Raw genomic sequence first — 25,577 nt, 5'->3', positions numbered from 1 at the left:
CCTCCTTCGTCCAAATCGAGTTTTCGACTTACAATCGAAAACATGGCACATACTAGCACCGCCCACGAGGTGCTCGCCGCCGTGTTCCAGGTTCGAGAAGTCCCTCACGAGGTCCCCGAATCGAAACCGGCACTTCACGTGCTGTTGTGGCAGCGCGCACTCGATCCGCAGCGCGGCAAATGGTCGCTTCCCGGCGGGCGTCTGGGTGGCGACGAGGACCTGACCAGTTCGGTGCGCCGGCAACTCGCCGAGAAAGTAGACCTCCGTGAGCTTGCCCACCTCGAGCAGCTCGCCGTGTTCTCCGATCCACATCGGGTCCCCGGCGATCGGACGATCGCGTCGACCTTCCTCGGGCTGGTGCCCTCCCCCGCGACTCCGGAGTTGCCGCCGGACACGCGCTGGCATCCCGTGAGCGACCTGCCGCCGATGGCGTTCGACCACGGCACCATGGTCGAACACGCGCGCACCAGGCTGGTCGCCAAACTCTCCTACACCAACATCGGATTCGCTTTGGCCCCAACAGAATTCGCTCTATCCTCATTGAGGGACATCTACAGCGCCGCGCTCGGCCACCACGTCGACGCCACCAACCTGCAACGCGTGCTCGAACGTCGCAACGTCATCACCCGCACCGGGACCACGGCTCGGTCCGGTCGCAGCGGCGGCCGCCCTGCGGCGTTGTACCGGTTCACCGAGGCGCGCTACCGCGTGACCGACGAATTCGCCGCACTGCGCCCGCCCGGGTGAGTCGACTGGATTCTTAACGCTTCCTTAAGTAAGAATGGCCGAATGTCTCTGGGCAACGCCGCGCCGGCATCAGGTGCCGAGTGGATCGGGCACGTCCCCCACGAAGACCTGTCACGCGGCTCCCGTCCGCTGCTTCCCGCCGACGACCCGTTCTACGAACCGCCGAGCGGCTTTCAGCACGCCGAACCGGGCACCGTGCTGCGCAGTCGCGATGTCGAGCTGGCTTTTCTGGGCCTGATCCCGCAGAAGTTCACCGCGACGCAGCTGCTGTACCGCACCACCGACATGAACGGTGCGGCGGAAGCCACCGTGACCACGGTGATCGTGCCCGCCGAGCGGGCCAACCGCGACGTCATACCGGTGATCTCCTACCAGTGCGCGATCGACGCGGTGTGCTCGCGCTGCTTTCCGTCCTACGCGCTGCGCCGCAAGGCGCTGGCCCCCGGCGCGCTCGCCCAACTGGAGTTCCTGCTGATCGCCGCCGCGCTCGCCGAGGGGTGGGCCGTGTCGGTGCCCGACCACGAGGGCGCCCACGGGCTGTGGGGCACGCCGTACGAGCCGGGCTATCGCATTCTCGACGGCCTGCGTGCGGCGGTGAGTTGCGACCGGCTGGGGCTGCGCGAATCGGCGCCGATCGGGCTGTGGGGCTACTCGGGCGGCGGGCTGGCGTCGGCCTGGGCGGCCGAAATGCACGGCCAGTACGCTCCCGAGCTCAACATCGTCGGCGCGGTGCTGGGCTCCCCGGTCGCGGATCTCGGCCACGCCTACCGCCGGCTGAACGGGAGCCTGTACTCGGGCCTGCCCGCGATGGTGGTCGCGGCGCTGAGCCACGTCTACCCGGATCTGGACCGGGTCATCCAGGAGCACGCCACCGATGCGGGCAAGGCCATGTTGATGCGCATCCAGGACATGACCACCGCCCAGGCCGTGCTGCGGTTCGCGGGCATGGACATGGGCAAGCTGGTCGACCGGCCCCTCGACGAGATCCTCGATCTGCCCGAGGTCAAGCACGTCTTCGACAGCATCAAGCTGGGCACCGCGGTGCCCACCCCGCCCGTGCTCATCGTGCAGGCCGTGCACGACAAAATCGTCGCGGTCGACGACATCGACGAGCTCAGCGAGATCTACCGCAGCGGCGGCGCGTCGGTCACCTATCACCGCGACATGTTCAGCGAACACATGCTGCTGCACCCGATGTCTGCGCCGATGGCGCTGCGCTGGCTGATCGACCGGTTCGACGGTAAGCCGCTGTCGGAGCATCTGGTCCGCACGACCTGGCCGACGCTGCTGAACCCGATGACCTACGTCGGAATGACGCGGCTGGTCCGGATCGCGCTCAAGGTGATGACGGGCCGGAAGGTGGAGCGCTCTCCGCTGTGAAGTCCGCGGTGACCGATGGGACGAAGGCCGGCACCTCGACCGCCGGCCATGCGCCAAGATCGTCGCGCTCGGTGGACACGGCGGCCAACGCGTAGACGAGCGCGGCGACCGCGGCCGGGAACAGGATCGTCAAGACCGCCTGCAGCGGAGAGTGCCCGAAGAACACCGGCGGCGCCTCTACGACGTAGTGCACCCGATGTTCGGGTGTCACGGGTGCGGCGGCCACGTCGATGGTCCCGTATCGCAGCCGCACCAGAAGCGCGCCGACCCCGGCCGCCGCGCCCGCGGCCAGCATGCATCCGGACGCCAGCGCCGCCGTCATCACCGGCCCCCGGTGTGCCCGCCACTGCCACACCGCCACCGCGGCGACGACCCCCACGACGCAGAGCATGCCGACGAGCAGGAAGGGCGCCACGAAGAAATGGTCGCTCTCGTTGCCCAGGTGTGCGCGGACGCGCTCACCGTCGCGCGCCAGCGCCACGACACCGTGGACGGGCGGCGCCAGCCACGCCCACAGTGCACCCACCAGCGCACCGGTCACCGCCAGTGCCGCGCCGACGGTCAGCGCCGCACGGCGACGTGAAAACCGTGGCGCGGCAATGCCAGATTTCGGCTCGGCCTCAGCGTCGTTCATCGCTGCTCCACATCCTTCGAATCGGTCAGCCCGTGCCGTGAGCACTTGGCCGACCAGCCGTCGGGGCGCACCTGGACGATCATCCGCCGGCCGCATTCAGCACAGAACCGGGGCGGCTCCAGACCCAGCTGGGCCGCGGTCGGCACGGTCGTGCCGTCGGGCTCGCCCGTGTAGACGTTGAACGCCATACCTGTACGTTCTACCGGCTGGCCTCAGAGACTGGCATTGAGCGCCTTGATCGGCATCTGCAGATCGTCGAGCAGCTCAAGGTCGGCCTCGGCGGGCCGGCCCAGCGTGGTCAGGTAGTTACCGACGATGACGGCGTTGATCCCGCCGAGGATGCCCTTCTTGGCGCCGAGATCGCCGAGGGTGATCTCCCGGCCACCCGCGAAGCGCAGCATGGTGCGGGGCAGTGCCAGACGGAAGGCCGCGACGGCCCGCAGCGCATCGGCGGCCGGCAGCACCTCGAGGTCGCCGAACGGGGTGCCCGGCCGCGGGTTGAGGAAGTTCAGGGGCACCTCGTGCGGATCGAGTTCAGCCAGGTTCGCGGCGAATTCGGCGCGCTGTTCCAGGGATTCACCCATGCCCAGGATGCCGCCGCAGCACACCTCCATGCCGGCCTCGCGGACCATCTGCAGGGTGTCCCAGCGCTCCTCCCACGTGTGGGTGGTGACGACGTTGGTGAAGAACGACCGCGCCGTCTCCAGATTGTGGTTGTACCGGTGCACGCCCATCTCGGACAGCTGATCGACCTGGTCCTTGGTCAACATGCCCAGCGAGCAGGCGATCTGAATGTCGACCTCGTTGCGGATCGCCTCGATGCCCGCGGCGACCTGTGCCAGCAGCCGCTCGTCGGGTCCGCGCACGGCGGCCACGATGCAGAACTCGGTCGCGCCGGTCTTCGCGGTCTGCTTGGCCGCCTCCACCAGGCTCGGCACGTCCAGCCATGCGCTCCGCACGGGTGAGGCGAAAAGTCCTGACTGTGAACAGAAGTGGCAGTCCTCGGGGCAGCCACCGGTCTTCAGGCTGATGATGCCCTCGACCTCGACGTCGGGACCGCACCAGGCCATGCGCACCTCGTGCGCCAATGCGAGCAGGTCGTCGAGGCGATCATCCGGCAACTGCAGCACCTGCAGCGTCTGGTCCTGATTCAGGCCCTCGCCGCGCTCGAGCACCTGCTCGCGGGCCACTGCCAGAATGTCGCTCACCCGATCACCTTCCTGTGAATTGAACACGTCGGCGAGCCGACAATTGAACGGTGTTCAGGTTAGGGTACGGGCGTGCAGCTTCACAAACGCGACGTGGTGGTGGCCGCGACGACGCTGCTGGACAGCTACGGCCTGGCCGACCTGACCATGCGGCGGCTGGCCCGCGAGCTCGAGGTCTCCCCCGGCGCGCTGTACTGGCACTTCACCAGCAAGCAGCAGCTGCTGGGCGCGGTCGCCGACCGTATCCTCGAGCCCGTCGGCGACGCCACCGGGTCCTGGCGACAGCGGATGTCGAGCGTTTGTGTGGCGCTGCGCGATGCGCTGTTGTCCCATACCGACGGCGCCGAGTTGGTGTCGGCCAGCTTTGCGGCCGGTCAGTCGAGCGCGATGGCGCGGATCGTCGAACGGCTCACCGAGGCGGCCCTCGACGCCGGTGTGCCCATCGGCCACGCCGAACTGGCCGCCCGCACCGTCGTCTACTACGTGCTCGGTTTCACCGGCGACGAGCAGTCGCGCCTGCAATGGGACGCCGCCGGCGCCGACCTGCCCGGCGACCAGTCGGTGCTCACCGAGCACGCCTCCGCACGCTTCCGTTTCGGCGTCGGCCTGCTGTTGAACGGAATGAGCGTCGCCGAAACTGAGCTTGTGTTCGAAGATTCGACGATTTCTCGCACATAAGCTCAGGCTCGACGAGGATCGGCGGGGTGATCACCGTCGACGACGTCGGACGCATCACCGCGACGTTGCCGCGCTCATACGAGGCGATCGTCCGGGACGGGGTCAAATTCCGCGGCGGGCAACTCGTCTATGTCGCGTTCTCGCGCGACGAGACGGCGATGGGCGTCGCGTGATCGACGGCTGGCGAATGTGCGCGTACCGAAAAGCGTTGGCGCAACGTTCAAGTGATCGGATACTCGACCCGGTTGTCGCCGTCCCAGTGACGTATCCCCGTCATCACGCCCCGCACATCGCGTGCCACCGACTCGAGCGTCAACGCCGCGGGCAGCTTCTCGGGTGCGACACGACGCGCCAACGTCACGTGCGGCGTCCACTGCCCCGGATCGGCGTGCCCCAACACCCCTTTGGGCATGTGCGGCAGGCACCGCTCATGCACATCGCGATGCAGCCCGAGCAATTCGTCTGAAGGCACCACCACCCGCACCAGCGTGAAAACACGGCCGCCAAACAGCATCGGCGCCCCTATCGTGCAGGGCAGCGGCAACCGCTTCAGCACCGGACGCAGCGCGGTGTTGACCGCCTCGTCGATGTTCTCGGCGACAGTGACCGTGACGTGCGGCTTATTGCTCGGCGCCTTATTGCTCGCCTGACTGCGGATACCGGCGCGCATCAGGTCGTCCCAGATCCGGCGGACCTGCGCGTCCGTGTCCGGGTCGAAGACCAGCTCGATGGAATGCACCATCGCTACACCAGGCTTCTCACCCACGCGGAGTCGAACGCCGAAACGCTGATCGCCTCGAACTCCGCCGCGCTCAGCGCGCCGGTGCCCGCAGGCAGCACCGCTCGCATCGGCGCCATTTCGGCCAGCGCCTCACGGTTGCCCAGTTCGGCGGCGCCCGGCGCAGAAGGCCACGCGCCGATCACCAAACCGGCACACGAAAGCTCTTTGTGTGCAAGGGCTTCCAGCGTCAGCGCGGTGTGGTTGAGTGTGCCGAGCCCGGCGGCGACGACCACCAGCACCGGCGCGGCCAGCTCCGCCGCGAGGTCGCGCAGCGTCATCCCCGCTCCGATCTCGACGAGCAGACCACCCGCGCCCTCCACCAGCACCAGCGACGCGGCCACGGAGCGCACCGTTTCGACCAGTTCGGCGCGCGTCGGCAGCGCCATGCCCGCTCGGCGCGCGGCCGCGACCGGCGCCAGGGCCTCGGGGTACCGCCAGCCGCCATGCAACCGCGTCACGCCCGAGAGCCGGCCGACGTCGGCGAGGTCGTCGTCCTGCGGGCTGCCGGTCTGCACGGGTTTGCACACCGCCACATCGATGCCCGCCAGCCGGGCGTGGCATGCCAGGGCAGCGGTGGCGACCGTTTTGCCGACGCCGGTGTCGGTGCCCGTGACGAGGAGCGTGCTCACCGGCGCACGGTCGCCAGCACGTCGGCGAGCACCTCGCCCGCCAACCGCATCTCGTCGTCGGTCAGCGACGCCCGAGCGGTCAGCCGCAGCCGCGATGTGCCCGCGGGCACCGTCGGTGGCCGGAAGCACCCCACGCGCACACCGCGGTCCAGGCACGCCACCGCGGCGCCGAAGGCGACGTCGGGGTCACCGAGAATCACCGACACCACGGCCGATTCCGGTCGCTCGGGCACCGAGCAGATTGATGCCAGCGCCGCCGCGCGCTCGATCACGGCCCGCGCGCGCCACGGCTGGGCGATCAGGACGTCAAGCGCCGCCCAAGCCGCACCGACGGCGGCGGGCGCGAGTCCGGTGTCGAAGATGAACGGCCGCGCAGCGTCGATCAGATGGTCACGCACCGCCGCCGGGCCCAGCACCACACCGCCTTGGCTACCCAGCGCCTTGGACATCGTGGTCGTCATCACGATGTCCGGCGCACCGGCCAGGCCGACTTCGTGCAGCAGTCCGCGTCCGCCCGATCCGCGCACTCCGAGGCCGTGGGCCTCGTCGACGATCAGCAGGGCGCCGTGCCGTCGACATACGTCGTGCAGAGCACGCAACGGGGCGAGGTCGCCGTCGGCGGAGAAGACCGAGTCCGTCAGCACCGCCGCGCGCTCCTCGCCGCGCGCCGCCAGCGCCGCCTCCACCGCGGCCACGTCGCGGTGTGGTGTGACGACCACCCGCGCGCGCGACAACCGGCAGGCGTCGACCAGCGAGGCGTGGGTCAGGGCATCGGACACCAGCAGCGATCCGGCGCCGGACAGCGCGACGACCGCGCCGAGGTTGGCGGTGTATCCGGACGAGAACACCAACGCCGCCTCGGCGCCGACGAATTCGGCCAGCGCCCGCTCGAAACCTTCGTGCAGTTCGGTGTTCCCGGTGACCAGACGTGATCCGGTCGAACCCGCACCCCAGGTTCGCAGCGCGGCCACCCCGCCGTCGATGACCGCGGGATGTTGCGACAGGCCCAAGTAGTCATTGGACGCGAGGTCGAGCTCGGTGCCGACCGGCGGGCGCGCTCGTAGGGAACGCCGGAGACCCGCGGCGCGCCGGTGCCTTTCGACATCGTCGAGCCACGCCAGCGGCGAAAGACCTGCGCGCGTCACCGTGCTCCTCGCATCGGACTTGAACAGCGTTCAGGTTAAGTGACCTGCGCCCGACGGCACAAATGCGGTACTCAGCCCATCGCACGCGCGACCGCGACCATCCCCGAGGTGATCTGCGCGATCTCGTCGGGACTGCAGATGTACGGCGGCATCGCATAGATGAGGTTGCGGAACGGACGCAGCCACAACCGGTGCTCCAGCGCCGCGGGGGTCGCCACCCTCAGGTCCACCGGACGCTCCATCTCGATCACCCCGATCGCGCCGAGCACCCGCACATCGACCACCCCGGACAGCGATGAGGCGGCCCCCAGCCCAGAGCGCAGCCCCGCCTCGATCTCTCGCACCTTCGTCCGCCAGTCCTGGCTCAACAGCACCTCGACCGCGGCGACCGCCACCGCGCAGGCCAGCGCGTTCGCCATGAACGTGGGCCCGTGCATCAGCGCGCCCGGCTCATTGGCGCTGATCGTGTGGGCGACCTCCCGCGTGCACAGCGTCGCGGCGAGCGTGATGTAGCCGCCGGTGAGGGCCTTGCCGACGCACATGATGTCGGGGCTCACGCCCGCATGGTCGGCGGCGAACAGTTCACCGGTGCGCCCGAAGCCGGTCGCGATCTCGTCGAAGATCAGCAGAACCTCGTGCCGCGAGCAGATGTCGCGGAGGTCGGCGAGGTACCGGGGGTCGTGAAACCGCATGCCGCCCGCGCCCTGCACGACGGGTTCGACGATCACCGCGGCCAATTCACCGGCGTGTTCGGCCAATTGCGTCTCGAACGCCTCGACGTAGCCCGTGTCGTATTCGCGTGGCACCGGCGGTGCGAACTCCTGGGCGACCAGCACGTCCGTCCACAGTTCGTGCATCCCGCCGTCCGGGTCGCACACGCTCATCGGGGTGAAGGTGTCGCCGTGGTATCCCCCGCGCCACGTCATCAGGCGATGCTTGGCGCCCCGGCCGAGGCTGCGCCAGTACTGCAGCGCCATTTTCACGGCCACCTCGACCGACACCGAGCCCGAGTCACTGAAGAACACGGTGTCCAGGCCGGCTGGAGTGATCTCGACGAGCAACTGCGCGAGCCGCGCGGCCGGTTCGTGCGTGAGACCACCGAACATGACGTGGTTCATCGTCGCCAGCTGCGAGGTGATCGCCGCGTCGAGCACCGGGTGACCATGGCCGTGGATCGCCGTCCACCACGACGCCATCGCGTCGAGGACCTGCAGGTCGCGCCCATCGTGATGGACAGTGAGCCAGGCCCCGCGGGCCCCCACCGCGACGACCGGAGGCAGGGCTTCCGCGCCGATGGTGCTGTAGGGATGCCAGACGTGGGCGGCGTCGACCGCACTGATCTCCGAAGGCGTCATTCCCGGCACCTTCGGTAGATTATCGGTCGACCATGATGACCCTCGCCCCTTCCCGATCGGCGCCCGTCACCGATCCGGCACGTCGGTCGCGCGCCGCGAAAGCCTCTGGCGGTACCCGTCCCCCGGCGGCCTACCGGGACGATCTCGACGGCTTGCGCGGTATCGCGATCGCGCTCGTCGCGGTCTTCCATGTGTGGTTCGGCCGGGTGTCCGGCGGTGTGGACGTGTTTCTCGCGCTGTCCGGTTTCTTCTTCGGTGGACGGCTGCTGCGCGCGGCGATGACGCCGGGCGTGTCGTTGCGGCCGCGTTCGGAGGTGACGCGGCTGATCCGGCGGTTGCTGCCGGCGTTGGTCGTCGTGCTCGCGGCGTCGGCAGTGCTGACCGTGCTGATTCAGCCGCAGACGCGGTGGGAGACCTTCGCCGACCAGAGTCTGGCCAGCATCGGCTACTTCCAGAACTGGGAGCTGGCCAACTCCGCGTCGAACTACCTGCGCGCGGGCGAGGCGGTCAGCCCGTTGCAGCACATCTGGTCGATGTCGGTACAGGGCCAGTTCTACATCGCGTTCCTCGCGATCATCTTCTTGTCCGCCTTGCTGTTTCGGCGGGTCTTCGGTCAGCACATGCGCGCGGCGTTCGTCGTGCTGCTCAGCGTGCTGACCATCGCGTCGTTCGTCTACGCCGTCTACGCCCACAACGCCGACCAGGCCACCGCGTACTACAACAGCTTCGCCAGAGCGTGGGAACTGCTGCTCGGCGCCCTGGCCGGTGCCCTCGTGACGCATCTGCGTATGCCGATGTGGCTGCGGACGACGGCAGCGGTCGTGGCGCTGGCGGCGATCCTGGCGTGCGGCGCCCTGATCGACGGGGTGAACGAGTTCCCGGGGCCGTGGGCGTTGGTCCCGGTCGGCGCCACCGTGCTGTTCATCCTGTCGGCGGCAAACCGGGTGGCCGACCCGCACACCGCAGGCCGGATGCCGCTGCCCAATCGCCTGCTGGCCACGGCGCCCTTCGTATCGCTCGGCGCGATGGCCTACTCGCTCTATCTCTGGCACTGGCCGCTGCTGATCTTCTGGCTGTCCTACAGCGGACACAGCCGCGCCACCTTCGTCGAAGGCGCGGTGATTCTGTTGGTGTCCGGGGTGCTGGCGTGGCTGACCACCAAGTACGTCGAGAACCCGCTGCGCCACCGCAGCTCCTCGGTCCAACGCACGGTGGCGTCGAAGAGGGCGCGGCGGCGCAGGCCGCCGGTGGTGCTGGGCTCGGTGGTCGCCCTGTTGGCCGTCGCGTTGACCGTCACCTCGTTCACTTGGCGTGAGCATGTGCTCGTCCAGCGCACCAACGGCGCCGAGCTCTTTTCGCTCTCGACGCGGGATTACCCCGGCGCCGCTGCGCTACTGAACAACGCCAGGGTGCCCAAGCTCCCGATGCGCCCGGGCGTGCTGGAGGCCAAGAACGATCTGCCGGAGACCACTGAGGACGGGTGTATCAGCGACTTCGACAACGTCGACGTGATCAACTGCACCTACGGTGACAAGAACGCCAAGCGCACGATCGCGCTGGCAGGCGGATCGCACGCCGAACATTGGATCACCGCACTCGACCTGCTGGGTAAGCGCCACCACTTCAAGGTGGTCACCTATCTGAAGATGGGGTGTCCGTTGACCACCGAGGAAGTGCCGCTGGTGATGGGCGACAACCGCCCGTACCCGAAGTGCCGCGAGTGGAACGAGCGGGTGATGGCCCAGATCGTGGCCGACCGGCCCGACTACGTCTTCACCACTTCAACACGTCCGTGGAACATCAGGGCCGGCGATGTGATGCCCGCGACGTATATCGGCATCTGGCAGGAGTTGTCCGACAACAACATCCCGATCCTGGCCATGCGGGACACGCCGTGGATGGTCCGGAACGGCGACCCCTTCTTCCCCGTCGACTGCCTCGCCGACGGCGGTGACGCCATCTCCTGTGGAACCCGGCGATCCGACGTACTCTCGGAGCACAATCCGACACTCGATTTCGTCGACCGGTTCCCGCTGCTCACGCCGCTGGACATGAGTGATGCGGTGTGCCGCAAGGATATCTGCCGAGCTGTGGAGGGGAACGTGTTGCTCTACCACGACGCTCATCACATCTCGAAGACGTACATGCGCACGATGGCCCCTGAACTCGGCCGTCAGATCGCCGCCGCCACCGGTTGGTGGGTTGGCTGATGCCCTCCGGCGAACCGGCTTCCCGCACGCGAGGAGGACCGGAGGGTTCTGTGCCCACCGTCTGGCCGGGAGCGGCGTATCCCCTGGGGGCCACCTACGACGGCGCGGGGACCAACTTCTCGGTCTTCTCCGAGGTGGCCGATCGGGTCGAACTCTGCCTGATCGACAACGACGGCAGCGAGGAGCGGATCAACCTCGACGAGGTCGACGGCTACGTCTGGCACTGCTATCTGCCGACGGTCACCCCGGGACAGCGCTACGGCTTTCGCGTGTACGGCCCGTGGGACCCCTCGGCGGGCCACCGGTGTGATTCGAGCAAGTTGTTGCTCGACCCGTACGGCAAGTCGTTCCACGGTGACTTCGAGTTCTCCCAGGCGTTGTTCTCCTACGACCTGAACGCCGAGGATCTCGCCTCCGGCGGTACGCCGCCCCGCATCGATTCCCTCGGCCACACCATGACCAGCGTCGTGATCAACCCGTACTTCGACTGGGCCTCCGACCGTGCACCGCGCACGCCGTACCACGAGACCGTGATCTACGAGGCCCATGTCAAGGGCATGACGCAGCGACATCCCGACATCCCCGAGGGACTCCGCGGCACCTACGCCGGGCTGCATCACCCGGCGATCATCGACCACCTCAAGTCGCTGAGCGTGACCGCCATCGAGTTGATGCCGGTGCACCAATTCCTCCACGACCACCGCCTCGTGGACCTCGGACTGCGAAACTACTGGGGCTACAACACTTTCGGATTCTTCGCACCGCACCACGAATACGCGGCCAACAAGCATGCCGGCGGTGCGGTCGCCGAGTTCAAGACCATGGTCCGCGCCTTCCACGAGGCCGGGATCGAAGTCATCCTCGACGTGGTCTACAACCACACCGCCGAGGGCAACCACCTCGGTCCGACGCTCAATTTCCGGGGCATCGACAACGCCGGCTACTATCGGCTGCTCGACGGCGATTTACGCCTGTACAAGGACTTCACCGGCACCGGCAACAGCCTCAATGCCCGCCACCCGCACACCCTGCAGCTGATCATGGACTCGTTGCGCTATTGGGTGATGGAGATGCACGTCGACGGGTTCCGCTTCGACCTGGCCGCCACCCTGGCCCGCGAGTTCTACGACGTCGACCGCTTGAGCGCGTTCTTCGACCTGGTGCAACAGGATCCGGTGGTCAGCCAGGTCAAGCTGATCGCCGAACCCTGGGACGTCGGCGAAGGCGGGTACCAGGTCGGCAACTTCCCAGGTTTGTGGACCGAGTGGAACGGGAAGTATCGCGACACTGTGCGTGATTACTGGCGGGGCGAGCCCGCAACTCTCGGCGAGTTCGCATCGCGGCTGACCGGTTCCTCCGACCTCTACGAGGCAACCGGCCGGCGTCCGAGCGCGAGCATCAACTTCGTCACCTGTCACGACGGCTTCACGCTGAACGACCTGGTGTCCTACAACCAAAAACACAACGAGGCCAACGGCGAGGACAACCGCGACGGCGAAAGCCACAACCGGTCGTGGAACTGCGGCGTCGAGGGTCCGACCGATGATCCGGACATCCTGGCGCTACGCGGTAAGCAGATGCGCAACATCATGGGCACGCTGATGGTTTCGCAGGGCACGCCGATGATCTCGCACGGTGACGAGATCGGTCGCACCCAGGGCGGCAACAACAACGTCTACTGCCAGGACTCCGAGATCTCCTGGATGGACTGGTCGCTGTGCGAGACGAACGCCGACCTGCTCGAGTTCACCCGCAAGGTCACCAGACTACGTAAGGACCACCCGGTCTTCCGCAGGCGGAGGTTCTTCGAGGGCAAGCCGATCCGCAGCGGCGACCAGGTCCGCGACATCGCGTGGCTGACGCCCGCCGGGGAGGAGATGACGCTCGAAGACTGGGGCACCGGGATCGGCCGATGTGTCGCGGTATTCCTCAACGGCGACGCGATCTCGGCACCGAACGAACGCGGGGAGCGAGTTGTCGACGACTCATTCCTGTTGTGTTTCAACGCCTATGACCGTACGCAGCACTTCATCACTCCGACGGAGAGCTACGCTAGGGAGTGGACCGCGGCGCTGGACACCGCCGACGCCACCGGTTCCACCGACCTGGTGGTCAAGGCCGGCGAGAAGATCTCGCTGCCTGCGCGCTCCCTGCTGGTGATGCGTAAGACGGCTTGATGGCACGACATATGCCGGTGCTGTCGACGTACCGCCTCCAGATGCGTGGCGACGCTTTCACTTTCGCCGACGCCGAGAATCTGCTCGACTACTACTCGAAGCTTGGCGTGTCGCACTTGTACCTGTCGCCGATCCTCACCGCGGCCGAAGGCTCCACGCACGGCTACGACGTCACCGACCCGACGACGATCTCGGCAGAGCTCGGCGGGCCCGAGGGTTTCGCGAGCTTGTCGCGGGCGGCGCGGGACACGGGCATCGGCCTCATCGTTGATATCGTGCCCAACCACGTGGGTGTGGAGAAACCGCAGCAGAACGTGTGGTGGTGGGACGTGCTCAAGCACGGGCGCGCGTCGTCGTTCTCCTCCTATTTCGATATCGACTGGGACCTCGACGATGGGCGCGTCGTGCTGCCGGTGCTCGGATCCGACGGCGACGCAGACCATCTCGAGGTCGACGACAGCGGCGACGAGCCCGTGCTACGCCTCGGCGACCTCGTCTACCCGATCGCCCCCGGCACCGGAGACGGAACCGGTCCGCAGGTGCATGATCGCCAGCACTACCACCTCGTCGCCTGGAAAAAGGGGGCGAGCGGAGCGACGGGGGAATTGTCCGGCTTCTGCGGTTATCGCCGGTTCTTTTCGATCACCTCGCTGGCCGGATTGCGCCAAGAGGACCGCGCCGTCTTCGACGCCACCCACGCCGAGGTGAAACGGTGGTTCGACGAGGGCCTGGTCGACGGCATCCGCATCGACCACCCGGACGGGTTGTCGGATCCGGCGGGCTATCTGACCTGGCTGCGGGAACTCACCGGACCCGACGCATGGATCGTGATCGAGAAGATCCTGGCCGCCGACGAGCCGCTGGAACCGACGCTCCCCGTCGCCGGTACCACCGGCTACGACGCGATGCGGGAGATCGGCGGGGTGTTCATCGACCCCTCGGGCAAAGAGGCCCTGACCAACCTGTTCGACTCCACCGGAATGGCCTACAGCTCCATGCCGGATCAAGCGCGCGCTCTCAAGGCGAATGCCGTGACGGAAACCCTGGGCAGTGAGCTCGCTCGGTTGCGCCGCACCATCGTCGGCGCTACCGGTATCGACCACGACGAACTCCCAGCGGCCGTCGCCGCTCTGCTCAGCCGCATCGACGTCTACCGCTCCGACTACCGCTCCCTGTCCGGTGTTTTGCCCGGCGCGCTCGCCGAAACAGCTTCCGCCGAGCCGAAATTCGCGGAGCCGTTGGCGTTGATCGCGACGGCGCTGGCGATCAGCAAGGAGACCGAGGTCCGGTTGCAGCAGTTGTGCGGCGCGGCGACGGCCAAGTCGATGGAGGACTGCCTGTTCTACCGCGACGCGCGGCTCGTCTCCCTCAACGAGGTGGGCTCGGAACCGCATCATTTCGGGGTCAGCGTCGCCGAGTTCCACCAGCGGGCCGCGGTGCGTGCGCGGCTGTGGCCGAACGCGATGGTCGCGATGACGACCCACGACACCAAGCGCGGGGAGGATGTACGGGCGCGCATCGGATTGCTGTCGCAGGTGCCGTCCCTGTGGGCGGAACTGATCGGCAAGTGGACGCTGACCGCTCCTCCCCCGGATGCACGCACCGGACTCTTCCTGTGGCAGAACGTGTTCGGCGTATGGCCGGTCGACGGCAAGATCACCGACGCCCTACGGCAGCGGATTCACGCTTACGCCGAGAAAGCGATCCGCGAAGCCGCCTCGCACACGACCTGGAACGATCCCGACGACGAATTCGAGACGGCGGTGCACAGCTGGCTGGACGCGGTGCTCGACGGGCCCGTGGCGACCGAGATGACCTCGTTGGTCGAGCGGCTCGACCTGCATGCCCGCAGCGACGCGCTCGGCCAGAAACTGCTGGCGCTCACTGTGCCGGGCGTCCCCGACGTGTACCAGGGAACCGAACTGTGGGAGGACAGCCTGGTCGATCCGGATAACCGCCGACCCGTCGACTACACGGCCCGTCGCGACGCGCTGGAGGCCATGCGTCATCCGAAGCTACGGGTGGTGACTTCCGCGCTGGCGGTGCGGAGGGAGCGTTCGGCGACGTTCTCCAGGGGCGGCTACACCCCGATGCTGGCGGACGGACCCGCCGCGCAACACGTCGTGGCGTTCCTGCGCGGTGACGACGTGCTGCCCGCTGTCACCCGGCATTCGGTGCGGCTCTCCGAAAGTGGCTGGGGAGAAACGGCTCTCGGGCTGCCGCCGGGAACTTGGGTGGACCGAATCGGCGGGCGTCGGCACCACGGGCGGGTGCTGGCCGCCGAGCTCTTCACCGAACTGCCGGTCGTGTTGTTGGAGCGGGCCGATGGCTGAATTCAGCGTGTGGGCGCCACGACCGCAGCGGGTCCGGCTCGACGTCGACGGTGAACTGTACGACATGACCCGTTCCGACGACGGGTGGTGGCGCGCCGATGTCGAGGCCCGCCGTGACGCTCGTTACGGCTTCGTCCTCGACGACGACCCGAAGGTGCTTCCCGATCCCCGCTCGCCCCGTCAGCCCGACGGCGTGCACGAGAGATCGCAGCTGTGGCAACCGGATCCGTCCGCGTGGACGGACGGCGACTGGGCCGGCCGCTCGATCGAGGGTGCGGTGATCTACGAGCTGCACGTCGGAACCTTCACTCCCGAAGGCACTTTCGACGCGGTGGTCGAGAAGCTGGACTACCTCGTCGACCTCGGCGTCGACTTCGTCGAGCTGATGCCGGTCAACGCGTTCGGTGGTACCCACGGGTGGGGTTACGACGGTGTGCTGTGGTACGCGGTCCACGAACCCTACGGCGGGCCCGACGCACTGGTGCGCCTGATCAACGCCTGCCACGAACGCGGACTCGGCGTGCTGATCGACGCCGTGTTCAACCACTTGGGTCCGTCGGGGAACTACCTGCCCGAATTCGGGCCGTACCTGTCCACGGGCAGCAACCCGTGGGGCGAGTCGATCAACATCTCCGACGCCGACGCCGACGAGGTGCGGCGCTACATCATCGACTGCGCGCTGCGCTGGATGCGCGATTTCCACGCCGACGGTCTGCGCCTGGACGCGGTGCATGCGCTCGTCGACACGACGGCGATCCACATCCTCGAAGAGCTCTCCGCCGAAACCGATGCGCTGGCCGCGGAGTTGGGCCGGCCGCTTTCCTTGATCGCCGAGAGCGACCTCAACGATCCACGGCTCATCACGCCCCGCGACCGCGGTGGCCTCGGGATGACCGCGCAATGGGACGACGACATCCACCATGCGATCCACTCCGCCGTGTCCGGCGAACAGCAGGGCTATTACCACGATTTCGGAACACTCGAGGCGCTGGCCATCACGCTGAAGAACGGCTACTACCACGCGGGCACGTACTCGTCGTTCCGGCATCGCAGGCACGGGCGGCCGCTGGACACCGCCACCATCCCCGGCACCCGGCTGCTGGCTTACACGCTGACCCACGACCAGGTGGGCAACCGGGCCGTCGGCGATCGTCCGTCGCAGAACCTGACCTTCGGCCAACTCGCCGTCAAAGCCGCCCTGGCCCTTGGGAGCCCGTACACCGCAATGCTTTTCATGGGCGAGGAATGGGGATCGTCGTCGCCGTTCCAGTTCTTCAGCTCGCATCCGGAGCCGGAGCTGGCGCGGGCCACGGCCGAGGGCCGCAAGCGAGAGTTCGCCGAGCACGGGTGGGACGCCGACGAGATCCCCGATCCGCAGGATCCCGAGACGTTTCAGCGCTCGAAGCTGAAGTGGGACGAGATCGACGACGGTGACCACGGCCGGTTGCGGCGGGTGTACCGCGAGCTGATCGCGTTGCGGCACAACGAGCCCGATTTGGCCGACCCGTGGCTGGACAACCTTCGGATCGACTACGACGAAGCCCGGCGTTGGATCGTGATGCACCGCGGGTCGTTGTCGATCGCATGCAATCTCGGCGCCGAGGCGGTCGAGGTGCCGGTCATCGGCGAGGTGGTGCTGGCGTGGGATCCGCCCGAGGTGGGCACGGCATCAACGCGGGTGCCGGGTCATTCCTTCGCTGTCATTCGCCGAAACTGAAGTTTTTCGTTACTTCGGCGCGAAAAGTGGAGCACAACTTCAGTTTCGACGCGGGGGCGCGCGGCGCCGACGCGCAACTACAGCAGGTAGCGGTACGCCGGTGAGCCCGGCTCCAGCGCCTCGACGTGGATATCCGATGCGCGCATCCGCTCGAGCAGGCCCTCGAAGTCGGTGGCCGAACCCAGCTCGATCCCTACCAGCGCCTCGCCGGTGTCGCGGTTGTTGCGCTTGACGTACTCGAACAACGTGATGTCGTCGTTCGGGCCGAGGACCTGGTCGAGGAATCGGCGCAGCGCACCCGGTTCCTGCGGGAAGTCCACCAGGAAATAGTGCTTGAGGCCCAGGTGCACGAGCGAACGCTCCAGCACCTCGCCGTATCGCGATACGTCGTTGTTCCCGCCCGAGACCACGCACACCACAGTCGATCCGGGTTCGATGTCTGCGTCCATCAACGCGGCCACCGACAGCGCTCCCGCCGGCTCGGCGATGATGCCCTCGTTCTGGTACAGGTCGAGCATCGCCGTGCAAACGGCGCCCTCGTCGACGGTCGTCATCGACACCATGTCGCCGGCGGCGGCCAGCACCGCGTACGGCAGCGTTCCGGCGCGATTCACCGCCGCACCGTCGACGAACTGGTCGACGTCGTCGATGGTCACGGGTCCGCCCGCCGCCAGCGCCGCGATCACCGCGGGCGCCCCCGCCGGCTCGACTCCCAGCACGGAGGTGCCGCTCGTGCGTTCGACCAGATAGGTGGTGATCCCGGCTATGCATCCGCCGCCGCCGACCGGAACGACGACGAGGTCGGGTTCCCCGTCGAGCTGGTCGAGGATCTCGGTGGCGATCGTTCCTTGGCCGGCCATCGTGCGCAGGTCGTCGTACGGCGGCACCAAGGTCGCGCCCGTGCGCGCGATGTCTTCACATGCGGCGGCCGCGGCATCGTCGTAGGTCCTGCCGCCGACGATCAACTCGATGAACTCGCGGCCGTGGTAGCGGATGCGGTCGCGCTTCTGCTTCGGTGTCTTGCGGGGCACATAGACCCGGCCGCGGACCCCCATCGAACGGCACGCCATCGCGAAGCCCTGCGCGTGGTTGCCCGCCGACGAGCACACCACTCCGGCGGCCAGCTCGTCGGGCGACAACTGCATCAGCAGGTTGTGCGCGCCCCGCAGCTTGTAGGACCGCACGGGCTGCAGATCCTCACGCTTCAGATACACCGTCGCGCCGGTGGCGTCCGAGAGCCTCTCGCTGAGCTCGAGCGGGCTGCGCAACACGACGTCCGCAATTCGCTGAGCGGCCTCGTCGATATCCGCCGCGCGAAGCGGCGAAGTCCTCGGGCTCTGACTCAGTTCAGCGGACACCGGTCAATGGTGCCACCAACCAGCGGTTTTCAAGAAATCGGGGTCAGTACGAACACAGGGATCTCGCGGTCGGTCTTCTTCTGGTACTCGGCGTAGTCGGGCCATGCCTCGACGGCGCGCTCCCACCAGACGGCCTTCTCGTCGCCGGTGACCTCCCGCGCGTCATACTCCCTGGTCACCGCCCCGTCCTGCAGTTCCACTCGCGGATTGGCCTTGACGTTGTAGTACCAGACCGGGTTCTTCGGGGCGCCGCCCAACGACGCCACGACGGCGTACTGGCCGTCGTGTTCGACCCGCATCAGCGGAGTCTTTCGGATCTTGCCTGTCTTCGCGCCGACGGTGGTCAGCAGGATGAGCGGCTTGCCTTTCATGTCGACACCGTCGGTGGTGCCGGACTCCGTGATCTGATCGGCGTGTTCTCTCACCCAATCCCACGGGCTGGGTTCATACTCTCCGGAAAGTGGCATCTCACCAGCTTAGAGCCCGAGGGATCCGTTACCCTGATCCGGCGTTTCGGCTGGCCGAAACCTCAGTTACGAGTTATCGTGTTTCCATGACCACCGCAGGCAATTTCCGCACGGCGGCCGCACGCGTGACGTGCGACGTACCGGTCGCGGGTGTGCCGTGGCCGGCGTACAAGTTGCTCGCCCTCGTGCTTGGGGCGCTTGTGACGCTGGTGGTCGGGATCGCCACCGCGACGGCGGCTACGGCGGTGCTTGCCGGCGCCGCGGTCGGAACCGTCACTTGGCTGGCGTTCAGCGCGCTGTGCTCGACGAGACTCTAGTCCTCGATCAGTTTCTTCAGCGTCGCCAGGTCGGCGGCCACCGCTTTGGTGTCGGCATCGAACTCCTCGTCGGTCATTCCGGACCGTCGGCGCACGCTGAACAGCACCTCGCTGTGCGCCTCGTCGGCGTCGGTCGGCACACTCCAGGGCTGCACCCGCATCGGGTTGTAGACCGCTTCCCCGGTCGGCAGACGCACCACGTGATCCAGCACGCCGAGGTCGTTGCGCGGGGAGAACTCGACGGTCACCTCGCCCATCGGTGAGTCGGCCACCCAACCGCTCGGAGTCTGGCGGAGCCCGCCCTCGGCGAGACCCGCCGCCCACCGCGGCCACGTCAGCGGATCCGCGGCGAACTCGTAGACGGACTCGGGGCTCGCGGCGATCCAGATGCTGACGTGTCGTGACTCCATACGACCATCGTGGCGCATGAGAATGACGTGATGGCATCACCGCCGGAACAACACCGCGCGCCGGCCTGGCTGCGGCGCGGCGATCCGGAGAGCACCATGCCCGTGCTGATCGCCGTGGTGGCCGTCATGGCGCTGCAGCTCGCGATCCCGAAGAACTACACGCTGGTTCCCCGCTGGCCACTGGTGCTGTTGGAAGGACTTCTGCTGCTGGCGCTGCTGGTAATCAACCCGCGCGTCATGACCCGGCGCACGCGTTTCGGCCGGTACGCCACGTGGGTGCTGTTGGCGGCGATCACTCTCGACAACACGCTGTCCGCGGTCGTGCTGGCCGTCGGCATCCTCAGCGGTGACGAAAGCAACGACGCGGCGGTGCTGCTCGGCAGCGGCGCCTCGATCATCGTGACGAACGTGATCGTGTTCGGCATCTGGTACTGGCAGCTGGACCGGGGTGGGCCGTTCGCGCGGCACGCGGGAGAGCGGCCGTATCCCGATTTCCTGTTCCCGCAGATGACGACTCCCCATGTGGCCGAACCGGATTGGCGGCCCACATTCGTCGACTACCTCTACGTCAGCGTGACGAACGTGATGGCCTTCTCGCCGACCGACACCATGCCGCTCGCCCGGTGGGCCAAGATGATGATGACGGTGCAGGCGACGGTCGCACTGGGCACCGCCGGACTCGTCATCGCGCGAGCGGTGAACGTTCTGAATTGACCGTCAGCCGCCCAGACAGCCGGGCCCCAGCAGGGCCTTGAGGTCGCCCATCAAGGCCGACGAGGGCGTCACACGCAACGAGGTGTCCAGCTCCAACGTGGTGATCCGTTCCCCGCTGATCAACCGCAGGTGCACCTGGGAGGTGCCCGGATGGCGGGCCAGCACCTGCTTGAGCGCGGTCACCTTGTCGACCGTGCATTGCCGGGTCGGTAGGCTGACCGCCAGCGGGCGATCCAGTTGTGCGTTCGAGAAGTCCGGCACCAGAAGGTCATTGGCGATCAGCGAGATCCGATCGTCGCGGATCGCCACCTTTGCGCCGATCAGCACGACGGCGTCGTCGGCGATCTCGCCGCCGAACGTCGAGTAGGTCTGCGGGAAGAACAGCACCTCGATGCCGCCCGTCAGATCCTCCAATTGTGCCGAAGCCCAAGGCAATCCGTTCTTGTTGACCCGCCGGTTCACCGACGCCAGGATGCCGCCGACGCGGACCTGGGTCTCGTTGGGGATGTCGCCGTCGAGGATGGCCGGTATCGCGGTATCGACCTGTGCGGCCAGCAGGTGTGCGATGCCGTTGAGCGGATGACCGGACACGTAGAGGCCGAGCATCTCGCGTTCCAGCGCGAGTTTGTGCTTGTCCTCCCACTCCTCGTCGGGCACCTTGATGGTGAACACCGCATCCGTGGCCGTGTCGGCGCCGCCGAACAGATCGAACTGGCCCATCGCCTCGGCCTTCTTGGTGCCGAGCACGGAGTCGACGGCGTCGGTGTGGATCAGGAACAGCCCCTTGCGCGGATGCCCAAGCGAGTCGAACGCGCCGGCCTTGATCAGCGACTCGGTGACCTTCTTGTTGCAGGCGCCGATCTCGATCTTGTTCAGGTAGTCGGAGAAGTCGATGTACTTCCCCTTCTCGGTGCGCGTGTCGATAAGCGAGGCAACGACGTTGGCGCCGACGTTGCGTACCGCTCCCAGCCCGTAGCGGATATCTTCCCCCACCGAGGCGAAGTTCAGCCCCGACTCGTTGACGTCCGGCGGCAGCACGGTGATGCCCAGTTTCCGGCAGTCGGCCAGGTACACCGCCGCCTTGTCCTTGTCGTCACCCACCGACGTGAGCAGCCCGGCCATGTACTCGGCCGGATAGTTGGCCTTCAGATAGGCGGTCCAATACGAGACGAGCCCGTACCCGGCCGCGTGCGACTTGTTGAACGCGTAGTCGGCGAACGGCAGCACCGTGTCCCACAACGCCTTGATCGCGCCGGCGGAGAAGCCGTTGGACTTCATGCCCTCGGAGAAGCCCTCGAACTCCTTTTCCAGGACTTCGCGCTTCTTCTTGCCCATGGCCTTTCGGAGAATGTCCGCTCGGGCCAGCGAGTATCCGGCCACCTTCTGCGCGATCCGCATGATCTGCTCTTGGTAGACGATCAGGCCGTAGGTCTCGGCGAGGATCTCGCGCAGCGGCTCCTCGAGTTCCGGGTGGATCGGCTTGATCGCCTGGCGGCCGTTCTTGCGATCGGCATAGTCGTTGTGGGCGTTCATGCCCATCGGGCCGGGACGGTACAGCGCGATCACCGCGACGACGTCCTCGAACCCGGTCGGCTGCATGCGGCGCAGCAGGTCGCGCATCGGCCCACCGTCGAGCTGGAACACGCCGAGCGTGTCGCCGCGGCCCAGCAGTTCGTAGGTCGCCTTGTCGTCGAGTGAGACCGATTCGAGGTCGAGCTCGATCCCGCGGTTGGCCCTGATGTTGTCCAGGGCGTCACCGATGATCGTCAGGTTGCGCAGCCCGAGGAAGTCCATCTTCAGCAGTCCGATGGCCTCGCACGACGGGTAATCCCAGCCGGTGATCACCGCGCCGTCCTGGGGACGTTTCCAGAGCGGGATCGCATCGATCAGCGGTTCGGAGCTCATGATCACCGCGCAGGCGTGTACGCCGGCGTTGCGCACCAGACCCTCGAGTCCTCGCGCGGTCTCGTAGATGGTGCGCACGTCGGGATCGGTGTCGATGAGGCCGCGGACCTCGGCGGCCTCCTTGTAACGCTCGTGGTTGGGATCGGTGATCCCCGACAGCGGGATGTCTTTTGCCATGATCGGCGGAGGCAGCGCCTTGGTGATCCGGTCGGCGATCGCGAAACCCGGCTGGCCGTAGTGCACGCGCGCCGAATCCTTCAGCGCCGCTTTGGTCTTGATGGTGCCGAAGGTGATCACCTGGGCCACCCGGTCGCTGCCCCACTTGTTGGCCGCGTACCGGAGCATCTCACCGCGGCGGCGGTCGTCGAAGTCGATGTCGATGTCGGGCATGGACACGCGCTCGGGGTTGAGAAACCGCTCGAACAGCAGCCCGTACGGAATCGGGTCGATGTTGGTGATGCCCAGCGCGTAGGCGACCAGCGATCCGGCGGCCGACCCGCGACCGGGCCCGACCCGGATGTCGACCGAACGCGCGTAGTTGATGAGGTCGGCCACGATCAGGAAGTACGACGGGTAGCCCTTGTCGCAGATGACCTTGATCTCGTAATCGGCGCGATCGGTGTACTCCTGCGGTACCTCACCGGAGGCGAACCGGCGCTCGAGCCCAGCGCGAACCTCGTGGCGCAGCCAGGACTCCTGGGTGTGACCCTCGGGCACGGGGAAGACCGGCATCCGGTCGCGCACCGTCCACACATCTTCGTACGACGACACCCGCTCGGCGATCAGCAGCGTGGAGTCACACGCCCCGGGCACCTGGTCATCCCACAGCGCGCGCATCTCCGCGGCCGTCTTGAGGAAGTAGCCGTCACCGTCGAACTTGAACCGGTTTGGATCCGACAGCGTCTTGCCGGTCTGGACGCACAGCAGTGCCTCATGGTTCTGGGCGGCGTCGCGGGTGACGTAATGGCAGTCGTTGGTGGCAAGCGGCGGAATGCCGAGCTTGCGCCCGATGTCGAGCAACCCTTCGCGCACTCGGCGTTCGATGTCGAGACCGTGGTCCATCAACTCCAGGAAGAAGTTGTCCGGGCCGAAGATCTCGCGCCACTTGGCGGCCGCAGCCACGGCCTCGTCGTAGTGACCGAGCCGCAGCCGGGTCTGCACCTCTCCCGACGGGCAGCCGGTGGTGGCGATGATGCCCTCGGCGTGCTCGGCGATCAGGTCGCCGTCCATCCGCGACCACTTGCCGAGTTGACCCTCGAACGAGGCCAACGACGACAGCTTGAACAGGTTGCGCAACCCGGTGGCGTTCTCGGCCACCATGGTCATGTGGGTGTAGGACCCGCTGCCGGAAACGTCGTCGCCCTTCTGGCTGGGATCGCCCCACAGGATGCGCTTGGTGTCGAAGCGTGAACCCGGCGCGATGTACGCCTCGACACCGATGATCGGCTTGATCCCCGCCTCGGTGGCGGAGTTGTAGAACTCGCTGGCGCCGAACATGTTTCCGTGATCGGTCATCCCGATCGCGGGCATCTCGAGGCGCTGAGCCTCCGCGAGCATCGGCTTGACCTTCGCGGCACCGTCCAGCATCGAGTACTCGGTGTGGTTATGCAGGTGCACGAACGACCGCGAATCCGAAGGGCTCATAGGAGGGCCAGTCTATGACCGGCGCCCGACAGTTCCGGCGTGTCGGAAATGCGTGTCTTCGCGCCGCGCCCAGATCCCGGCGTCTCACCTGGTCGACCATCCACGTGTAGAAGCCCGCCACCGCCACCGGATGGGCAACCGATGTGACACTGCCGCGCAGTCCAGGATGGCGGTGCCGCTTGAGCCGCGACGCGATCACGAGCCGCGTCACGTAGAACAGGCAGGCCCGTCGTCACCAGCGGCAAGCGCTCACAGTTCGTGGTTGCGCAGCGCGTCGAGCGCGTGTTGCAGATCGGCCGGGTAGGGGCTGGTGATCTCGATGCTGCGCCCGTCGGCGGGGTGCGTGAAGGCCAGCGATCGCGCGTGCAGCCACTGCCGCTCCAGCTTGAGCCGCCTGGCCAACGTGGGATCGGCGCCGTAGGTGAGGTCACCGACGCAGGGATGGTGCAGCGCGGCGAAATGCACCCGGATCTGATGTGTACGACCGGTTTCGAGTTCGATGTCGAGCAGGCTCGCGGCGCGGTGCGCCTCGAGGGTGTCGTAATGGGTGACGCTGTGCCTGCCGTTCTCGGTGACCGCGAACTTCCAGTCATGTCCGCGGTGACGGCCGATGGGTGCGTCGATCGTGCCGCTCGACGGGTCGGGATGTCCTTGCACCAGCGCGTGATAGCGCTTCTCGACGGTGCGCTGTTTGAACGCCCGCTTGAGCACCGTATACGCGCGTTCCGAGAGCGCGACGACCATCACACCCGAGGTGCCGACGTCGAGGCGGTGCACGATGCCCTGACGCTCGTGGATCCCCGACGTGCTGATCCGGAAGCCCGCGGCGGCCAGGCCGCCCAGCACCGTCGGACCCGACCAGCCGACGGTAGCGTGCGCGGCTACCCCGGGGGGTTTGTCCACTGCGACGATGTCCTCGTCGGAGTACAGGATCGCCATCCCATCGATGTCGACGGGCGTGTTCTCCACTGGCGCGGGCGGTTCGGGCAACCGCACGTCCAGCCACGCGCCCGCGGTCAGTTTGTCGGACTTGCCGGCACGGGCACCGTCGATCTCGACACCGCCCCCTTCGGCGAGCGCCGCAGCGGCCGTCCGCGACAAGCCGAGCAGCCGCGCCAGGCCCGCGTCGACCCGCATTCCCGCCAGACCCTCCGGGACCGGAAGCGACCGATCGGCCATCTAGCCGTCCTCGGCGGCCTTCCGCCGCCCGACGGGGTCTGATTCGTCGCCCGGCTGGCGCCGCCCGACGGTATCGAAATCGAACCCGAACAGCGACAGCCCCACCAAAAGAATGGCCCCGCCGACCACGCACGGATCGGCCACGTTGAACACCGGCCACCATCCGATGGACAGGAAGTCCACGACGTGCCCCTGGAGTGGGCCGGGCGAGCGGAAGAACCGGTCGATGAGGTTGCCGAGTGCGCCGCCGAGGATCATGCCCAGCCCGATTGCCCACCACGGTGACACCAGCCGCCGACCCATCCACACGATCCCAATCACGACGCCGGTGGCGATCAGTGTGAGCACCCATGTGTAGCCGGTGGCCATCGAAAACGCCGCACCCGAATTGCGCACCAGGGTCCAGGTCACCGTGTCACCGATGATCGAGACAGGTTGGCCCGGGGTGAGCAGTTTGACCGCGAGGACCTTGGTGACGATGTCGGCGACCAGCACCACTCCCGCAATGCAGAGCAGCAGACGCAGCTGTCGCCGCGGCGGCGCCGCCTCTTCGGTCGGCTCGTTGGCCACTTCTGGGTCGTCAGTCACT

General features: G+C 67.3%; 23 protein-coding genes. 10 read left to right on the top strand and 13 right to left on the bottom strand.

All coding sequences use genetic code 11. The features are described from left to right. Window positions 1-42 precede the first annotated feature (42 nt). Complete coding sequence (locus AU193_RS19240; RefSeq protein ID WP_064423967.1) at window positions 43-747, top strand: NUDIX domain-containing protein; 705 nt, start codon at window positions 43-45, stop codon at window positions 745-747. Between the two features lie 42 nt (window positions 748-789). Then, a complete protein-coding gene (locus AU193_RS19235) occupies window positions 790-2,127 on the top strand; it encodes a lipase family protein (RefSeq protein WP_064423966.1) in 1,338 nt (445 codons plus the stop codon). Here the strand turns inward: AU193_RS19235 and AU193_RS19230 are convergent. From AU193_RS19230 to bioB, 3 genes are read right to left on the bottom strand one after another with little or no spacing between them, the layout of a single operon-like run. Next, window positions 2,084-2,761 (bottom strand): DUF2567 domain-containing protein, encoded by a 678-nt coding sequence (locus AU193_RS19230; RefSeq protein WP_064423965.1) that lies wholly within the window; start codon window positions 2,759-2,761, stop codon window positions 2,084-2,086. The genes AU193_RS19235 and AU193_RS19230 overlap by 44 nt on opposite strands. Beyond that, window positions 2,758-2,949, bottom strand: a complete 192-nt coding sequence (locus AU193_RS23445; RefSeq protein ID WP_064423964.1) for a hypothetical protein — start codon at window positions 2,947-2,949, stop codon at window positions 2,758-2,760. Before AU193_RS23445 ends, AU193_RS19230 begins: the two co-directional genes overlap by 4 nt. A 24-nt stretch (window positions 2,950-2,973) precedes the next feature. Further along, window positions 2,974-3,969, bottom strand: a complete 996-nt coding sequence (gene bioB / locus AU193_RS19220; RefSeq protein ID WP_064424061.1) for a biotin synthase BioB — start codon at window positions 3,967-3,969, stop codon at window positions 2,974-2,976. A 72-nt stretch (window positions 3,970-4,041) separates the two neighbouring features. On the opposite strand from bioB, the gene AU193_RS19215 reads away from it, so the two are divergent. Then, a complete protein-coding gene (locus AU193_RS19215) occupies window positions 4,042-4,647 on the top strand; it encodes a TetR/AcrR family transcriptional regulator (protein ID WP_064423963.1) in 606 nt (201 codons plus the stop codon). Between the two features lie 26 nt (window positions 4,648-4,673). After that, on the top strand, window positions 4,674-4,820 hold the full coding sequence (locus AU193_RS22955) for a hypothetical protein (protein ID WP_253867947.1): 147 nt from the start codon (window positions 4,674-4,676) through the stop codon (window positions 4,818-4,820). Between the two features lie 47 nt (window positions 4,821-4,867). Here the strand turns inward: AU193_RS22955 and AU193_RS19210 are convergent, their stop codons facing one another. From AU193_RS19210 to AU193_RS19195, 4 genes are all read right to left on the bottom strand, one after another. Then, window positions 4,868-5,389, bottom strand: coding sequence for a 2'-5' RNA ligase family protein (locus AU193_RS19210; protein WP_064423962.1), 522 nt, complete (start codon window positions 5,387-5,389; stop codon window positions 4,868-4,870). A 2-nt stretch (window positions 5,390-5,391) separates the two neighbouring features. Next, window positions 5,392-6,057, bottom strand: a complete 666-nt coding sequence (bioD, locus tag AU193_RS19205; protein ID WP_064423961.1) for a dethiobiotin synthase — start codon at window positions 6,055-6,057, stop codon at window positions 5,392-5,394. Beyond that, window positions 6,054-7,202 carry an 8-amino-7-oxononanoate synthase gene (locus AU193_RS19200; protein ID WP_064423960.1) on the bottom strand — a complete coding sequence of 383 codons (1,149 nt, stop codon included), beginning with the start codon at window positions 7,200-7,202 and terminating at the stop codon, window positions 6,054-6,056. Before AU193_RS19200 ends, bioD begins: the two co-directional genes overlap by 4 nt. A 71-nt stretch (window positions 7,203-7,273) precedes the next feature. Then, a complete protein-coding gene (locus AU193_RS19195) occupies window positions 7,274-8,557 on the bottom strand; it encodes an adenosylmethionine--8-amino-7-oxononanoate transaminase (RefSeq protein WP_064423959.1) in 1,284 nt (427 codons plus the stop codon). 32 nt (window positions 8,558-8,589) lie between these two features. On the opposite strand from AU193_RS19195, the gene AU193_RS19190 reads away from it, so the two are divergent. From AU193_RS19190 to treZ, 4 genes are read left to right on the top strand one after another with little or no spacing between them, the layout of a single operon-like run. Next, window positions 8,590-10,767, top strand: a complete 2,178-nt coding sequence (locus AU193_RS19190; RefSeq protein WP_064423958.1) for an acyltransferase family protein — start codon at window positions 8,590-8,592, stop codon at window positions 10,765-10,767. Next, complete coding sequence (gene glgX / locus AU193_RS19185) at window positions 10,767-12,944, top strand: glycogen debranching protein GlgX (protein ID WP_064424060.1); 2,178 nt, start codon at window positions 10,767-10,769, stop codon at window positions 12,942-12,944. The genes AU193_RS19190 and glgX overlap by 1 nt, the downstream gene beginning before the upstream one ends. Before the next feature lie 11 nt (window positions 12,945-12,955). Continuing rightward, window positions 12,956-15,277, top strand: coding sequence for a malto-oligosyltrehalose synthase (gene treY / locus AU193_RS19180; protein WP_064423957.1), 2,322 nt, complete (start codon window positions 12,956-12,958; stop codon window positions 15,275-15,277). Continuing rightward, complete coding sequence (gene treZ / locus AU193_RS19175; RefSeq protein ID WP_064423956.1) at window positions 15,270-16,994, top strand: malto-oligosyltrehalose trehalohydrolase; 1,725 nt, start codon at window positions 15,270-15,272, stop codon at window positions 16,992-16,994. Before treY ends, treZ begins: the two co-directional genes overlap by 8 nt. 77 nt (window positions 16,995-17,071) lie before the next feature. Here the strand turns inward: treZ and ilvA are convergent, their stop codons facing one another. Then, window positions 17,072-18,352, bottom strand: a complete 1,281-nt coding sequence (ilvA, locus tag AU193_RS19170; RefSeq protein ID WP_064423955.1) for a threonine ammonia-lyase IlvA — start codon at window positions 18,350-18,352, stop codon at window positions 17,072-17,074. A gap of 29 nt (window positions 18,353-18,381) precedes the next feature. Then, entirely contained in the window at window positions 18,382-18,819 is a 438-nt protein-coding gene (locus tag AU193_RS19165) for a nitroreductase family deazaflavin-dependent oxidoreductase (RefSeq protein WP_064423954.1), read from the bottom strand. 86 nt (window positions 18,820-18,905) lie between these two features. Between AU193_RS19165 and AU193_RS19160 the strand changes: the two genes are divergently transcribed. Then, complete coding sequence (locus tag AU193_RS19160) at window positions 18,906-19,136, top strand: hypothetical protein (protein WP_064423953.1); 231 nt, start codon at window positions 18,906-18,908, stop codon at window positions 19,134-19,136. Here AU193_RS19160 and AU193_RS19155 read toward each other — a convergent pair. Then, window positions 19,133-19,546: an SRPBCC family protein gene (locus tag AU193_RS19155; RefSeq protein WP_156425295.1), complete on the bottom strand. Its 414-nt coding sequence runs from the start codon at window positions 19,544-19,546 to the stop codon at window positions 19,133-19,135. The genes AU193_RS19160 and AU193_RS19155 overlap by 4 nt on opposite strands. 30 nt (window positions 19,547-19,576) lie before the next feature. Between AU193_RS19155 and AU193_RS19150 the strand changes: the two genes are divergently transcribed. Beyond that, the gene (locus AU193_RS19150; RefSeq protein ID WP_156425294.1) at window positions 19,577-20,260 is read left to right on the top strand and encodes a hypothetical protein; all 684 of its coding nucleotides are present in this window, start codon (window positions 19,577-19,579) and stop codon (window positions 20,258-20,260) included. Window positions 20,261-20,263: 3 nt separating this feature from the next. Here AU193_RS19150 and dnaE read toward each other — a convergent pair whose 3' ends face one another. From dnaE to lspA, 3 genes are all read right to left on the bottom strand, one after another. Next, the gene (gene dnaE, locus AU193_RS19145; RefSeq protein WP_064423950.1) at window positions 20,264-23,809 is read right to left on the bottom strand and encodes a DNA polymerase III subunit alpha; all 3,546 of its coding nucleotides are present in this window, start codon (window positions 23,807-23,809) and stop codon (window positions 20,264-20,266) included. Window positions 23,810-24,058: 249 nt separating this feature from the next. Next, complete coding sequence (locus AU193_RS19140) at window positions 24,059-24,988, bottom strand: RluA family pseudouridine synthase (RefSeq protein WP_064423949.1); 930 nt, start codon at window positions 24,986-24,988, stop codon at window positions 24,059-24,061. Further along, a complete protein-coding gene (lspA, locus tag AU193_RS19135) occupies window positions 24,989-25,576 on the bottom strand; it encodes a signal peptidase II (RefSeq protein WP_172798356.1) in 588 nt (195 codons plus the stop codon). Window position 25,577: the final 1 nt, after the last annotated feature.

Origin of the sequence: Mycobacterium sp. GA-1285, assembly GCF_001499905.1 — a bacterium.
Taxonomy (GTDB): domain Bacteria; phylum Actinomycetota; class Actinomycetes; order Mycobacteriales; family Mycobacteriaceae; genus Mycobacterium.
This window is presented reverse-complemented; position numbering and strand designations above follow the sequence as displayed.

Excerpts from the sequence above, each read along its gene's own strand:
- AU193_RS19240 (WP_064423967.1), top strand. The coding sequence starts at position 43 with ATGGCACATACTAGCACCGCCCACGAGGTGCTCGCCGCCGTGTTCCAG.
- AU193_RS19235 (WP_064423966.1), top strand. The coding sequence starts at position 790 with ATGTCTCTGGGCAACGCCGCGCCGGCATCAGGTGCCGAGTGGATCGGG.
- AU193_RS19230 (WP_064423965.1), bottom strand. The coding sequence starts at position 2,761 with ATGAACGACGCTGAGGCCGAGCCGAAATCTGGCATTGCCGCGCCACGG.
- AU193_RS23445 (WP_064423964.1), bottom strand. The coding sequence starts at position 2,949 with ATGGCGTTCAACGTCTACACGGGCGAGCCCGACGGCACGACCGTGCCG.
- AU193_RS19210 (WP_064423962.1), bottom strand. The coding sequence starts at position 5,389 with ATGGTGCATTCCATCGAGCTGGTCTTCGACCCGGACACGGACGCGCAG.
- AU193_RS19195 (WP_064423959.1), bottom strand. The coding sequence starts at position 8,557 with ATGACGCCTTCGGAGATCAGTGCGGTCGACGCCGCCCACGTCTGGCAT.
- AU193_RS19190 (WP_064423958.1), top strand. The coding sequence starts at position 8,590 with ATGATGACCCTCGCCCCTTCCCGATCGGCGCCCGTCACCGATCCGGCA.
- glgX (WP_064424060.1), top strand. The coding sequence starts at position 10,767 with ATGCCCTCCGGCGAACCGGCTTCCCGCACGCGAGGAGGACCGGAGGGT.
- treY (WP_064423957.1), top strand. The coding sequence starts at position 12,956 with ATGCCGGTGCTGTCGACGTACCGCCTCCAGATGCGTGGCGACGCTTTC.
- treZ (WP_064423956.1), top strand. The coding sequence starts at position 15,270 with ATGGCTGAATTCAGCGTGTGGGCGCCACGACCGCAGCGGGTCCGGCTC.
- AU193_RS19165 (WP_064423954.1), bottom strand. The coding sequence starts at position 18,819 with ATGCCACTTTCCGGAGAGTATGAACCCAGCCCGTGGGATTGGGTGAGA.
- AU193_RS19160 (WP_064423953.1), top strand. The coding sequence starts at position 18,906 with ATGACCACCGCAGGCAATTTCCGCACGGCGGCCGCACGCGTGACGTGC.
- AU193_RS19155 (WP_156425295.1), bottom strand. The coding sequence starts at position 19,546 with ATGGAGTCACGACACGTCAGCATCTGGATCGCCGCGAGCCCCGAGTCC.
- AU193_RS19150 (WP_156425294.1), top strand. The coding sequence starts at position 19,577 with ATGGCATCACCGCCGGAACAACACCGCGCGCCGGCCTGGCTGCGGCGC.
- dnaE (WP_064423950.1), bottom strand. The coding sequence starts at position 23,809 with ATGAGCCCTTCGGATTCGCGGTCGTTCGTGCACCTGCATAACCACACC.
- AU193_RS19140 (WP_064423949.1), bottom strand. The coding sequence starts at position 24,988 with ATGGCCGATCGGTCGCTTCCGGTCCCGGAGGGTCTGGCGGGAATGCGG.